Source organism: Sphingomonas sp. FG14, from assembly GCF_057809675.1.
Genome location: NZ_JBMDKK010000036.1, coordinates 1 through 13,385 on the forward strand (window position 1 = coordinate 1; position 13,385 = coordinate 13,385).

A 13,385-nucleotide genomic window follows, 5' to 3' on the forward strand; every position below is an offset into this window, starting at 1 on the left:
TCATCGTGAACTCCGCCGCAACGATGCCGCAGCTGCCTTTTTCAACGGAATTGGGTGGAAAGCGGTCCGTCGGCTCTACGACAGGGCATGGTGGAACCGGACTTAAGCGGTGATGGAGGGGCAATTTCCTGGGGGAAGAAGGACAGTCCGAATCGTCAATCCCGTCCAGTAACGACAGAATTCCCAATTCGCCCGTGTCGTTCTCGAAGCCTTATCGACATTCCCCGGAGGAGTTTGAGAGACCAAGTCTCCCTCATATATATAGACAATCCGGGGCTCGACCGAGAGTCTAATCCGCCTTTCGACAGACAATAGATAAACCGCCTGGGCTATGAAGATCGCTATCGCGAGCAAGGCGACACGGAGAAGCACTCGTTTCGTCATCATGGTCGAATAACGGTTCCCGCCCTCATATGCCAATGTCCGTTCTCTAGGCTTTCTGGAGCCCGAATGATCGGCGGAAAATGGGGCGGAAGCGGGCAGGCTGCTTTTATGAGTCTACGACTTAACCGGACCATGGGGATTCCATTGAGGCTGGAAAGCCGATTCACCATGTCAACTGGACAAGGAGGGGCGCTTGGGGCGGTGTCAGTGCTGCGCGAACCGCTTACGTCGCGGGCGTCTTGTCGAGCCGTTCGGCGCGAAAAACGCGATACTGTAGCTCGGTCATCCCGAACCGTCCTGCCCTCGGCCAGGATCCGCACTGCCTTCGGCATGCTGCATAATTGATCTGCAGATCAAAAACCGCAACGCACCCAGAAAAATTGTAATCGCAAGGTGTCTGATAAGCAGAGATGATCCTGCCATCAAACGCTTCCCGCTATTGGCGTGAGGCTGCCGATAGGTGAGGAATGGATATGAACCGTAAGTTTTTCCTGGTTGTCGCGGCTCTGCTTGCCGGATCTCAAGCCAATGCTCATGAAATCTGGTTGGAACAGGACGATGCCGGGCCGGCAAGGGTTTTTCTTGGGGAGCCTGATTATCCCGTGCCCCAAGGTGGGGACAAGGAATTCCCCCGCCTGAAAGCACCGCTCGTCTTCCGTGGGGATCAGACAAAAGCCGCCACATTTGTCCGGCGTGTCGATCATCTCGAGGCCGATGTACCGGGTGTCGGCGATATCAGGTTGAGGGACCCGGCGATCTTTGAGCCAGAGCGCCAGGAAGACGGCACGTACAGCGCGCGAATTTATTACGCCAGGGCAGGCCGGACGGAAACCCGGGCGATGCTCGACTTGGAAATCGTTCCGCAGCAATCCGGCGCGAACGTCTTCCAGATCATGTTCAAAGGTGCGCCTGCGTCGCGCGAAGGGGTCAGGATCATCCGCCCCGATGGTTGGCTGAAGAACATCAAGTCAGACGATGCCGGGCGGTTCGCGGTGCCGACCGGGCCGGGCGGCCGATATCTGATCTATGTCGATCATGAGGAAAAAACCGACCTGCTTCAGGGGACGATGCGGGTGTCGAAAGTCACTCACGTCGCGACGCTCACGTTCGTCCAGCCCTGACCGCGGCGTCGCGGTCGCCGGCTCGATAGCGAGGCACTGCATTGGCGGATCATTTCCAGCGATGGCACCCCAGGGGGCCGGGACGCCGATCTTGCTTCGGCGCGTGGCGCGCCGGCGGCAGGCGGCTGGGTCTCGCTGTCGCGATATCCGGTCTGTATCCGTCCATCGCCTGCGCGCAGAGCCTGGATTCCCCGATCGCATGGCGGCTGAGCAATACCGCCGATGGCTGGGCCGCGATCGACAATGGCACCCGACGCAACATCGCGGCGCTCAACAAGATCGACGCGGCGATTACCGTTGACGGGCATGCGGCCGGGGTCGGATGGCTGAGCGCCCATGCGAGCTATTTCCATATCGTCGGCCACGGCCCCAGCGAACGCCTGGTCGGTGACGGGCATGGCATCGATAATGCCGAAAGCGACCCCGACCACCGGCTTTTCGAGGCATGGGTGGAGGCGAGGCTCGCGCGGAACGCGTCGGTGCGTGTCGGGCTGATGGATCTGAATGCGCAGTTCGACGCCATCGATAGCGCATCGCTGTTCCTCAACAGCGGACACGGCATGGGCACCGAATTCGCGGCGAGCGGAGTCAATGGCCCTTCCACCTATCCCGCCACCGGGCTCGGCATCAGCGCCGCCGGGACCTGGTCGGGCTTGACGCTTCAGGCGGCGGCCTTCGATGGCGCACCGGATGCGACCGCCCATGGGGGTCTCGCTTCGATGCGCTTGCGCGGGCGGGATGGTGCGCTGATCGTCGGCCAGGCGCGCTATGCCCTCGGTCGGGACGGCCCTTCGCTCGGGTTCGGCGTCTATCGATATAGTCGTGCGCCCGTCCCGTTACCGGAGGTCATGACGCGGCGCCAGGGCGGCGGCGGCGTCTATGCGATGGCCGAATTGCCGGCCATATGGGGGCTTGCCGCCTGGCTTCGTATCGGCTTCGCCGATGCGGCGATTTCGGACGTGCGCCATCAGATCAGCGGCGGTATCGTCAGGCACGCACCGTTTCCTGGACGGGAACATGACAAAGTGGGGCTGGCAGTGAGCACCATCCGCGTCCGCCCCGACGGTCCCGGCCGGATCGGCTATGCGCGGCGCGAAACCAATGTCGAGCTGACCTATCATCTCGCGCTGAGCGAGACCGTCAGCCTGCAGCCGGACGTGCAATATATTCTGAGGCCGGCCTATGATCGCGACTCCAAAAACGCATTGCTGGCCGGTCTGCGCCTGACCGTCTCGTTCGGAAGCCAGGATCGATGAAGCGCAGATTATTGACGATCCACCGCTATGTGTCGCTGTCGCTCGCGCTGTTCTGGATCGTCCAGGCGATGACGGGCACCATTCTCATCTATGCCCGGACCGTCGACGACATGGCGATGGGCGCCTCGGGACGCACCGTCTCTTCGGATGCCGTCGACCGCACGATCGCGGTGATTGGCCGCTCGGGCGCCACCGTCCGCGAATATTTCGTCAGCGGCGGCGTACCGGGCCAGATCGATATCCTGGTCGAGGATCGCAGCGAAGGATTGCAGGTCTGGCGCGTGGACGGGTCGAACGGAGCCGTCCGGCGCGTGAGCGCGTGGAACGGGCCCTGGTGGAAGCTTTCGTTCGCGCGCGGAGCATTGCTCCTTCACAAATCCCTGCTCGCCGGGGCAGTGGGGCGGATCATCGTCATCGCGAGCGCGGCCATGCTGCTCGTCAACATCCTGATCGCGTTGAAACTGGCCTGGCCGATGAAATGGCGATGGCGGTCCGTGCTCGTGCCGGTCCGCGGCGGCAATGCCGTGGTCCGGAGCTTTTCGTGGCACCGGGCGCTCGGATTATGGATGTTGCCATTCGGCCTCGTCATCACGCTGACCGGCCTTGGACTGTCCTTCATCCCGACGCTCGAGCAACTGACCGCAAGCCGGGCCGTGCCGCCGCCGCAATGCCGGATCGCCACCGCCGGGCCAGCGCCCGCTTTGTCGACCGCCCGCGCCCTGAAAAGCGCGAGGCGGGTGTTTCCCGACGCCGGACTGGTCGTCGCTTCGCTGCCGCAGGCGGATCGACACTGCTATGTGCTGCAGATGCGGCAGCCCACGGAATGGCGGCGCATATTCGGTACCAGCCGCGTCTATGTCGATGCGCGATCCTATGATGTGGTCGGCCAATGGGATGCGACGGCGGCCGGCCTTCCCGCCCGGGCCGTGGTCGCGCTCTACACCATCCACACCGGCGAATGGGGCGGCAGCGCCGGCCGCTTCGCCACGCTGGTGATGGGCATGGGGCTGCTCGCGATGATCTTGCTCGGGCTGTGGCTCTGGTGGTCGCGGCGGCGCGCGCGCGGCGCATCCACCCGATCGCGGCGGCAGCCTTCCGTCCGATCCTGACCGGACTCGTGCGTGACGCCGGCACGCCCGCTTTGCTCGACAATTAGGGGGCGGCTTCCAAAAATTGTGATCGACTCGACCACCTGCTCGGGATCATCATCACCCATGAAATTTCGCAGTGACTGAATAGAGTTCGAGTAAAAATACCAATCTATCGGCGATCACATGCGTTCAATAAATAAAAGGGGGGTGTGAAATGGAAAATATCAAGAGCATGGCCTTTCGAGTCGTAATGGCGTCGGTCTGCTGCTCGGCTTCGTCGATGGCTATAGCCCAGGCGGAGCCGCAAGGGGCGCAATCGAACGAGGAAATTGTTGTCACCGCGGATCGGCGCAACAGTTTCGGTCAGGATTATCTGCAGGCCGGTGCGTTTCGCGACGCGCGCATCATCGATACGCCGCTGACCGTCTCCGTTCTTAGCCGCGAATTGCTCGACGCGCAGCAGGCTGGCAGCATCATGGACGCGGCACGCAACACCGCCGGCGTCACTCAGTCGCAGCTCAACAGCACGATCTACAGCAATCTTTCCATTCGCGGCATCGCCGTCGATAATCTCACCAACTTCCGGTTCAACGGCATCCTGCCGATCATCAATTTCATCGACATGCCGATCGAGAGCAAGGATCGCGTCGAGATATTGAAGGGCGCGGCGGGCCTCTATTACGGGTTCGCCTCGCCGTCCGGCATCGTCAATCTCGTCTCGTCCCGCGCGACCGCCGATCCCGTCAACAGGGTCGATGTGAGCGGCAATCTTCACGGATCTTTCGGCGGCCATGTCGATATCGGCCGGCGATGGGGTGATGTCGGGCTGCGCGTGAACGCGGCCGCCAATTCGCTCGAAACCGGTGTGGACCGCACGACCGGCCGCCGTTTCTTCACCTCCGCGGCTTTCGACTGGTCCGTCACCGATCGGCTGACGCTTCAGCTCGACGCCGAATATATCGACAAGTCGATCACCGAGGCGACCGAACTGGTCCTGCCCGCCGCCGTCAACGGCGTGATCACGGTGCCGCCGCTGCAAAAGGCGTCGAAGAATGTCGGCGCCACCTGGCTGCTGTCCGAGGGCTATGAGTATAACCTGCTCGCCCGCCTGAAATACGCCATCTCCAAAGACTGGAGCGTCACTTTCGGCACGGGCGAATCCTATCTCAAGCGCGACCGCCGCTACTCGTCCTTTTCCGGCTATAACATCGCGACCGGCAACGGCACGCTCGGCCTCGCGCTCACCCATGGCAATGATTATCGCGCACGGATCGCGCGCGGCGACGTGGCGGGCGTGATCCGGACCGGCCCGATCAAACATGATCTGCTGATCGGGGCGTCCTATTACACCCGCGACAGCAACATCCCCGCGGCGACGCGCTACACATTCGCGCAGAATCTCTACGATCCCATCGTCATTCCCGAACAGCCGACGCCGGCGCGCACGATCACGAGCATTTCGCGTGTCAAGGAAAGCGCGTTCTTCATTTTCGACCGCGCCAGCGTGGGGGAGTGGCTCAATCTCATCATCGGCTATCGCAAGACCGATTATGAGGATCGCAGCCTGACGACCACCTACAAGGCCAGGCCGGATTCATGGTCGTACGGCGCGCTGGTCAAGCCGATGCGCTGGCTCAGCATCTACGGGAACTACATCGAGGGACTTGAATCGGGCGGGATCGTCCCGCAGATCGCGACCAATGCCGGTCAGGTCCTGCCGGCCGCGCTCAGCAAGCAGCGCGAGTTCGGCGTGAAGCTTGAACCGATGCGCGGTTTCCTGATCACCGGCGCCTATTTCAATATCGACCGGACATCGGCCTATCTGAATGCCGCGAACCTGTTCGTCCAGGACGGCCAGGCCAGCTTCAAGGGTTTCGAATTCAGCGGCAGCGGCAATATCGGGCCCAATCTTTCCTTGTCGGTCAGCGGCGTGTTCCTGGATGCCGTGCAAAGAACCGGCAGCGCGGCCGTGGTCGGCAATATGATCGAGAATACGTCGAAGTTCAGCGGCTCGATCTTTGCCGAATATCGCATCGAGGCGCTTGACGGGCTGCGGGTCTCCGCGGGCATGTTCCGGGTCGGGCGCCGCGCCGCCAATGCCGCGAATACCGCCTTCGTCAACGGCTACACCACCTTCGACCTGGGCTTGCGCTACGAAACCGAGATCGCCGGACATCCGACCTCGTTCCGCCTCTATGGCGAGAATGTCGGCGGGCGCGAATATTGGGCGGCCACCGGATCCAGCCTGCTGCAACAGGGCGTGCCGAGGACGGTGAAGGTCTCGGTCGCGACGTCCTTCTGAGACGGCTCCCGGCTCTGCTCCCGATGATGATCCAGACCGTCCCCGCCACGCAAAACGTTCGACATGCATTGCCGGGGACGCCGTCATGAAACGAGGATATAAATGAAGTTCGATGTCATCGTCGTCGGAGGGGGCTTTGCCGGTGCCTCGACCGCCTATTTCCTGGCGCGCTCCGCATCGGTGCTCCTGATCGAGCGGGAACCGGCGCCCGGCACCCAGAGTTCGGGGCGCTCGGCCGAGCAGTTCACGGTCGGCATCGCGGCGGACCTGATGCGCAACCTCGGCGCGGCCAGCCGGTCGTTCTTCGACACGCCGCCGGCGGAATTCGGTGAGGAGCCGCTGCTGTCGCCGCGCGGCTGCCTCACCGTCGGGGCGACGGAGCATCGTGCGCGCCTCGACATGCTCGCGCAGCGCCTGGCATCGGCCCGCGCGGAGGCACGGTCGCTCTCGGGGGCGGAGGCGCTGGCCTTGTTTCCCGCACTTCGGCCGGACGGCGTCGAACTCGGCATATATGAACCCGGTGCGGCCGATATCGACAGCAACCGGCTGTTGCAGGGCTATGTCCGTGGCGCGCGCAGTCATGGCGCCGAGATCCTTCTCGACGCACCGGTCTCGTCGATCGATCGCGGCAATGGCCGATGGATCGTGACGACGGGCAAGGGCGCGTTCGAGGCGCCGGTCATCGTCAATGCCGGCGGCGCCTGGGTCGATCAGATCGCGGCGATGGCGGGCGTCGCGCCTGTCGGTATCCGGCCGATGCGGCGAACCGCCTTCACCTTCGCGGCGCCGGCGGGGCTGACCGTCGATGCCTGGCCGCATGTCTTCAAGGTCGATCGGCAATGGTATCTGAAGCCGGAAACCGGCCGGTTCATGGGGAGTCTTGCCGACGAGGTGCTGTCGCCGCCGAGCGACGTCTATCCCGACGATCTGGATGTCGCCCAGGCGATCGAGAATATCGCGGCGGACACGACGCTCACCATCGGGCGCCCGATGAGCAGTTGGGCGGGACTGCGCAACTTCCTTGCCGATCGCAATCCGGTCGGCGGCGCCCGCGCCGACGATCCCTCCTTCGTCTGGGTGGCGGGGCAGGGCGGATGCGGGGTGCTGACCTCCCCCGCGTTGGGGCAGGCGGCGGCTGCGGCGGCGCTGGGGCAGTCATTGCCCGACGCGCTTCTCGAATTCGGGATCGATGCCACGGCACTTTCGCCCGACCGGCTCACCGCCGCTCCGTGACCGGCGGACGCGTCCAGACACCATGATCTTTTCGGGAACCCAGAATGACTTCGACCTACAAGCCCACCGCCATTCCACGCACGCGCATCACATCGGGCAGCGAATTCGAGCGCATCTATAACTACAGCCGCGCCGTGCTCGTCGGAAACCATCTGATGATCTCCGGAACCACCGGCTATGATTATGCCACCAGCACGCTTGCCGACGGCCCCGTCGAACAGACCGAGCAACTGATCCGAAATGTCGAGGCCGCGCTTGCCCAGGTCGGCGGCAGGCTCGCCGATATCGTCCGGGTCCGCATGTATCTGGCTTATGCCGAAGATTATGACGCGATCATGGAGGCCTATGCCCGGGCTTTCGAGGGGATCTGTCCCGCCTGCACCACGGTCGAGGCGAAGCTGTTCGACCCCGCCATGCGTGTCGAGATGGACATGGACGCGATTGTCGATGTCCGCCCTTAATCTCAGGCCGCATACCCCGGACGACGTGCTCGCCCGGATCGGGAACCGGGCCTGGGCGCTGCCGGCCCGCGCTGACGCCATCATCATCGGCGGCGGCATCATGGGGATCGCGACCGCTTATTATCTGGCGCAGGCCGGCGTGAAGGCGGTGGTGATCGAGAAGGATCGCGTCGCATCGCAGCAGTCTGGCCGCAATTGGGGATTCGTGCGGACGCAATATCGCGACCCGGCTGAAATGCCGCTGGCGCTGGAGGCGCTGCGCATCTGGCCGGGGCTCGAGGCCGAACTCGGCACGGCGCTCGGCTGGCGCGCCACGGGCTGCCTGTTCGCCGCGGCCGACGATGCCGAATATGGTGCTTTCGAAGCCTGGCTCCGCCAGTCGGGCGCGCACGCGACCTCGTCGCGGCTGCTCAGTGCCGGGGAAACCGCCAGGCTGCTGCCGTCGCTCAACCGGCCCGCGGTGGGCGCGCTGTACACGCCCGACGACGGTCAGGCCGAACCGGGGCAGGCGACAATGGCCTTCGCCCGCGCCGCCCGGGCGGCGGGCGTCGAGATATTGGAGGATTGCGGCGCGATCGGCATCGACGTCGCCGGGGGCCGGGTCACCGGCGTCCGGACCGAACATGGCCCGATCCGCAGCGATGTCGTGATCTGCGCCGCGGGTGCGATCTCCCACCATCTGCTGCGGCCATTGGCGTTGCTGCTGCCGCAAAAGACGGTCCGCAACACCGTGTCGCTGACCACCCCGGTCGCTCCGCTTGCGCAGCCCTGTTTCTGCGGCTTCGGGCTCGGCCTGCGGCAACGGGCCGACGGGTCCTGCATCATTGCCGCGGAATCGACCTCGGACGTCGACGTCACCCTGGGTTCGTTTCACAATGCGCGCTATTTCCTGTCCAGTTTCCTGGCGAACTGGCGCACCTTCCGGCTGAGCATCGGCCGGCCCCTGCTCGACGATCTGCACGGCCTGATCGTGCGCAAACGCGAAGAGCGGCTGATCGAACCGCGCCGGCCGTTCCTGGCCCCCAATGAAAAGCGCGCCGACAAGATGCGAGACCTGCTCAGGCAGCTCTTTGCCGGCGCCGAGACTGTGGAGATCGAAAGATCCTGGGCCGGCGCGATCGATGTGCTGCCCGATGCCTTGCCCGTCATGGACGGCGCGACGGGCGTGTCGGGTCTGATCGTGGCCACCGGTTTTTCCGGGCACGGTTTCGGTCTTGCGCCGGCGGTCGGCCGCACCGTCGCCGCGATCGCGGCCGGGCGGGCGTCGCCGCTCGACCTCTCGGCATTCCGTCTCGATCGCTTCGAACGGGGCACTTTCGGCCAGCCCCACGCGCCGCTTTGAGGAGTCCGTCATGACCATTGCCGATCACGCGCATTACCGGTCGATCGCCTCGCGAGTGTCGATGGCGGGGCGCGCATTCATCGATGGCGCCTGGCACGATGGGCACGCGCTTTTCGAAACCGTGAACCCGGCGACCGGCCAGGCCTTCGCGACATTGGCCCATTGCGGCGATGCCGAGGTGGACAGCGCGGTGCGCGCCGCCCGGCGCAGCGTGCGCGACGGCGTCTGGGGACGGCAGCCGCCCGAATATCGCAAGGCCATATTGCTGCGGCTTGCCGACCTCATCCGGCACAATGCCGAGGATCTCGCGGTCCTCGAAAGTCTCGACAGCGGCAAGCCGATCCGGGATTGCCTGAAGGAGATCGGCGAGGAAGTTCCGTCCTGCTTCCAATGGTATGCCGAACTGATCGACAAGAGCTTCGGCAAGGTCGCCCCGACCGGTGAGACCGTCTGGGCGATGATCGTCAAGGAACCTGTCGGCGTCGTCGGGCTGGTCCTGCCGTGGAACTTCCCGCTGCTGATGGCGGCGTGGAAACTCGCGCCGGCGCTGGCCGCGGGCTGCTCGGTGGTGGTGAAGCCGGCGGAGCAGACCTCGCTCACCGCATTGCGCCTCGCCGAACTGGCGGCCGAAGCGGGCGTGCCGGCGGGCGTGCTTAACGTCGTTCCGGGATTTGGCGAGACGACGGGCGCCGCGATCGGGCGTCATCCCGATATCGATGCCGTGTCCTTCACCGGATCCACCGAGGTCGGCCGCCATTTCCTGCGCTATGCGGCCGATACCAACCTGAAGACCGTCGGGCTCGAAATGGGCGGCAAGAGCCCGTTCATCATCCTCGACGATGCTCCCTTGTCCGACGATCTGATCGAGAATGCGGCGATGTCCGCCTTCTGGAATGCCGGCCAGAATTGTTCGGCCAATATGCGCCAGATCGTCGGCGGCGGGCTTCACGACGCTTTTGTGGATGCGGTGGCGCGGCGTGCCGATGCGATCGTGATCGGCGATCCGCTCGATCCGGCGACGGAGATGGGGCCGCTGGTGTCGGAGGAGCATCGGGCCAATGTCCGGCGCCATCTCGATATCGGCCGGCGGGAAGGCGCGGTGACGACGCTCGATCGTTCCGATCAGGGCCGGGACGGCTGGTTCATGGGGCCGACGGTTCTTGCCGGATTGACGCCGGAGATGACGCTCGCGCGTGAGGAGATATTCGGTCCCGTGCTGGGGGTTCTGAAGGTCGACGGTCTGGATCAGGCCGTGCGTGTCGCCAACGACAGCGATTACGGCTTGCATGCCACCATCTACACGCGCGACATCGACGCCGCGATGCACGTCGCCAATCGCCTGGAATGCGGTACGGTGGCGATCAACGGTTTCACCGAGGGTGACATGAAGACCCCGTTCGGCGGCTATAAACGATCCGGTTCGCTTGCCCGCGACAAGGGCGTGGAGGCGATGGACCAATATCTCCACAGCAAGACCATCTGGATCACCAACACGCAATATTGACGATCCCTTTCACAGCAGGACTGCCACCATGTCCCGTCGTCTTCCATCCGTGAACGCACTGAAATGCTTCGAAGTCGTTGCGGCGCAGATGAGCATCCGCAAGGCTGCGGCGGCGCTGCGCGTCAGCGAGAGCGCGGTCAGCCGTCAGGTCCGGATATTGGAACAGCAACTGGGCATCACCCTGTTCCAGCGGGGTCATAACGGGCTGGAGATCACGCCGGAGGGCCGGATCCTGGCATCCAGCACCAAGGACGCGTTCGACCAGATCGCCCGGACTATCGAGAGTTTCCATCGCGATCAGGATGTCGTCGAGATCCGGGTGTTGCCGAGCTTCGCGCTGCGCTGGCTCTATCCCCGGCTGCGGACCTTCCAGGATCAGCATCCGCTCGTGAAGGTGATGATCCACACGCGCTGGCACGACATGATCTCCAGCGACAACGACGCCGAACTCGGCATTCGCTACGGCCTGGGCAATTGGCGCAGCGAGGACGTGACCGAGCTTTATGCCGAGCGTCTCGTGCCGGTCTGCGCGCCCGATTATCTTTCCGGCCGCGAACTGCGCTCGGTCGAGGATCTGCGCGGCGCCACATTGCTGCATTCCCAGCCCGATCACCAGGACTGGAAGATTTGGGCGCTCGGCTGGGAAGGGGGAGAGATCGACACCGACCAGGGCCTCGATTTCGACGTGCTCGACATGGCGCTGCGCGCGGCGGAGGCTGGCTTCGGCATCACGATGAGCGATCAGTTGCTCGCGCATGACGCGGTGCAGGCCGGGCAGTTGACGATGGCGTCGCGTCGTGTCGTCGCCAGCGGAACGTCTTATTATCTCGTGCGTCCGGCCAATCTCAATGCACGGCGTCAGGTGCGCCTGTTCCATGAATGGATCTGCGACGAAATGAGCAGCGCGCGCCGACTGCTCGAGGCTGGCGCCCGTTGAGTGTCATGACCATCCTCGCGCCATTGCACCGAAATGCCGCCGTGGCGCTGGCCGTCGCCCTGCTCGGGCTGTCGGGCTGCGGCCCGCGCGCGGCCACCCCCCGGTCCGCCCATGGCGTGATGCAGATTCCGCTGACCTCCGACATCCGCGGCACCAATCCCGGCGTCAATCGCGACGCCAACACCGACACGGTGATGATGCACGTCCTCGAGGGGCTGGTGGGCTATCAGGAGGACGGGCGTCCCGGCCTGATGCTGGCGCAATCGCTGACGGTGTCGCCCGATGGCCGGCGCTATGTCTTCCGGCTGCGCGACGGCGTGAAATTCCACAATGGCCGGCCGGTGACCTCCGCCGAAGTGGTCTGGTCGTGGCGGCGCTATCTCGATCCGGCGACGAACTGGACCTGCCTCGCCGATTTCGACGGTTCGCGCGGCATGAAGATCGAGGCGGTGGAGGCGATCGATCCGCAGACCGTCGCGTTCACGCTCAACCGCCGCCAGCCGCTGTTCCTTACGCAGATGGCGGCGTTCACCTGCGGCGGCGGCGCGATCCTTCATCCGGATTCGGTCGATACGCGCGGCAATTGGCGCGCACCGATCAGCACCGGCCCCTATCGCATCGTGCGCTGGGAACGCGGGCGCTTCATCGATATGGACGCGTTCGCGCAATATCGGCCCGCGCCCGGCCGCGAGGACGGCAATGTCGGCGCCAAGATCGCCTATGAGAAGCGGCTGCGCTGGCTCATCATCCGTGACTCGTCGTCGCGGCTCGCGGCGCTGGAAAAGGGGCAGGTCGATGTCATGCCCGAGGTTCCGGCCGCCGAGATGCTTCAGCTTCGCCACCTGAAGGGGATCCGGATCGCCCAGGCGCCGATGCTCGGCAGCTACGGCATTCTCGTCCAGGACAAGGATCCGCTGCTGGCGGATCCGCGTATCCGCGAAGCGATCGGCTATGCGATCGATCGAGAGACGCTGGCGCGCCTCGTCACCGAAGGTACGGCCGCGGGCAATGCCTCGATCGTCGCGACGGCAAGTCCGTTCCATTCCGACACTCGGGGCAAATTGTTCGATCCGGCAAAGGCCAGGGCGCTGCTGCGCGCGGCCGGCTATCGCGGCCAGCCGATCATTCTCACCACCAATCGCCGCTATCCCGCGATGTTCAACCAGGCGCTGCTGGCGCAGGCGATGGCGCGGCAGGTCGGGCTGAACATCAAGATCGAGGTGCTCGAATGGGCGACGCATATGGATCGCTGGCGCTCGGGCAAGTTCCAGCTACTGTCGTTCGGTTTCTCGGCAAAGGCCGATCCGTCGCTCAGCTACGAATCCATCCTGGGTGATCGCGTGAAATCGCCCAGCAAGACCTGGAACGATCCGGCGGCGATCGATCTGCTGGCGGCGAGTGCTGCGACCGACGATGCGGCGCAACGCCATGCCATCTTCGAACGGCTGCACGCGCTGATGATCCGCGACGTCCCCTATATCGCGCTGTTCAGCCCGGCCGACAACAATGCCGTACGTGACGGCGTGACCGGATTCCGGTCGTGGCAGTTCGGCCGCGCCCGTTTCTGGGGCGTGCGCGCGCCCGGGGGCACGCGGTCATGATCCGATACGCCTTTTCCCGTTTCGTCCTGGCCCTGCCGACGATCCTGATCGCCCTGTTCCTGATCTTCGCGCTCATCCGGCTCATTCCCGGCGATCCGGCGCAGTTGATCCTCGGCGACACCGACGATCCGGCGGCGCGGGGGGGGGGCGCCC

Annotated in this window: 10 protein-coding genes; all 10 read left to right on the forward strand. The window is 64.5% G+C overall.

Going from position 1 to position 13,385, the window contains the following annotated elements; genetic code table 11:
• Positions 1-857: 857 nt before the first annotated feature.
• The 10 genes from ACODTA_RS29660 to ACODTA_RS29705 all read left to right on the forward strand — a co-directional run bounded on the left by ACODTA_RS29660 (position 858) and on the right by ACODTA_RS29705 (position 13,232).
• Positions 858-1,505, forward strand: a complete 648-nt coding sequence (locus ACODTA_RS29660) for a DUF4198 domain-containing protein (RefSeq protein ID WP_489071173.1) — start codon at positions 858-860, stop codon at positions 1,503-1,505.
• Between the two features lie 41 nt (positions 1,506-1,546).
• Positions 1,547-2,761, forward strand: a complete 1,215-nt coding sequence (locus ACODTA_RS29665) for a carbohydrate porin (protein WP_489071175.1) — start codon at positions 1,547-1,549, stop codon at positions 2,759-2,761.
• Positions 2,758-3,870, forward strand: a complete 1,113-nt coding sequence (locus ACODTA_RS29670) for a PepSY-associated TM helix domain-containing protein (RefSeq protein ID WP_489071177.1) — start codon at positions 2,758-2,760, stop codon at positions 3,868-3,870. Before ACODTA_RS29665 ends, ACODTA_RS29670 begins: the two co-directional genes overlap by 4 nt.
• A 262-nt stretch (positions 3,871-4,132) precedes the next feature.
• Complete coding sequence (locus ACODTA_RS29675) at positions 4,133-6,154, forward strand: TonB-dependent siderophore receptor (RefSeq protein WP_489071179.1); 2,022 nt, start codon at positions 4,133-4,135, stop codon at positions 6,152-6,154.
• A 102-nt stretch (positions 6,155-6,256) separates the two neighbouring features.
• Entirely contained in the window at positions 6,257-7,387 is a 1,131-nt protein-coding gene (locus tag ACODTA_RS29680) for an NAD(P)/FAD-dependent oxidoreductase (RefSeq protein ID WP_489071181.1), read from the forward strand.
• 44 nt (positions 7,388-7,431) lie between these two features.
• Positions 7,432-7,848: a RidA family protein gene (locus tag ACODTA_RS29685; protein ID WP_489071183.1), complete on the forward strand. Its 417-nt coding sequence runs from the start codon at positions 7,432-7,434 to the stop codon at positions 7,846-7,848.
• Positions 7,835-9,190, forward strand: coding sequence for an NAD(P)/FAD-dependent oxidoreductase (locus tag ACODTA_RS29690; RefSeq protein WP_489071185.1), 1,356 nt, complete (start codon positions 7,835-7,837; stop codon positions 9,188-9,190). Before ACODTA_RS29685 ends, ACODTA_RS29690 begins: the two co-directional genes overlap by 14 nt.
• 10 nt (positions 9,191-9,200) lie before the next feature.
• A complete protein-coding gene (locus ACODTA_RS29695; protein ID WP_489071187.1) occupies positions 9,201-10,694 on the forward strand; it encodes an aldehyde dehydrogenase in 1,494 nt (497 codons plus the stop codon).
• A gap of 28 nt (positions 10,695-10,722) precedes the next feature.
• Entirely contained in the window at positions 10,723-11,631 is a 909-nt protein-coding gene (locus ACODTA_RS29700) for a LysR substrate-binding domain-containing protein (RefSeq protein WP_489071189.1), read from the forward strand.
• A gap of 5 nt (positions 11,632-11,636) precedes the next feature.
• Positions 11,637-13,232, forward strand: a complete 1,596-nt coding sequence (locus ACODTA_RS29705) for an ABC transporter substrate-binding protein (protein ID WP_489071190.1) — start codon at positions 11,637-11,639, stop codon at positions 13,230-13,232.
• The last annotated feature ends 153 nt before the right edge of the window (positions 13,233-13,385 follow it).

Coding starts and splice junctions, on each gene's coding strand:
- ACODTA_RS29705 (WP_489071190.1), top strand. CDS start 11,637: ATGACCATCCTCGCGCCATTGCACCGAAATGCCGCCGTGGCGCTGGCC.
- ACODTA_RS29690 (WP_489071185.1), top strand. CDS start 7,835: ATGTCCGCCCTTAATCTCAGGCCGCATACCCCGGACGACGTGCTCGCC.
- ACODTA_RS29700 (WP_489071189.1), top strand. CDS start 10,723: ATGTCCCGTCGTCTTCCATCCGTGAACGCACTGAAATGCTTCGAAGTC.
- ACODTA_RS29695 (WP_489071187.1), top strand. CDS start 9,201: ATGACCATTGCCGATCACGCGCATTACCGGTCGATCGCCTCGCGAGTG.
- ACODTA_RS29680 (WP_489071181.1), top strand. CDS start 6,257: ATGAAGTTCGATGTCATCGTCGTCGGAGGGGGCTTTGCCGGTGCCTCG.
- ACODTA_RS29675 (WP_489071179.1), top strand. CDS start 4,133: ATGGCTATAGCCCAGGCGGAGCCGCAAGGGGCGCAATCGAACGAGGAA.
- ACODTA_RS29670 (WP_489071177.1), top strand. CDS start 2,758: ATGAAGCGCAGATTATTGACGATCCACCGCTATGTGTCGCTGTCGCTC.
- ACODTA_RS29685 (WP_489071183.1), top strand. CDS start 7,432: ATGACTTCGACCTACAAGCCCACCGCCATTCCACGCACGCGCATCACA.
- ACODTA_RS29660 (WP_489071173.1), top strand. CDS start 858: ATGAACCGTAAGTTTTTCCTGGTTGTCGCGGCTCTGCTTGCCGGATCT.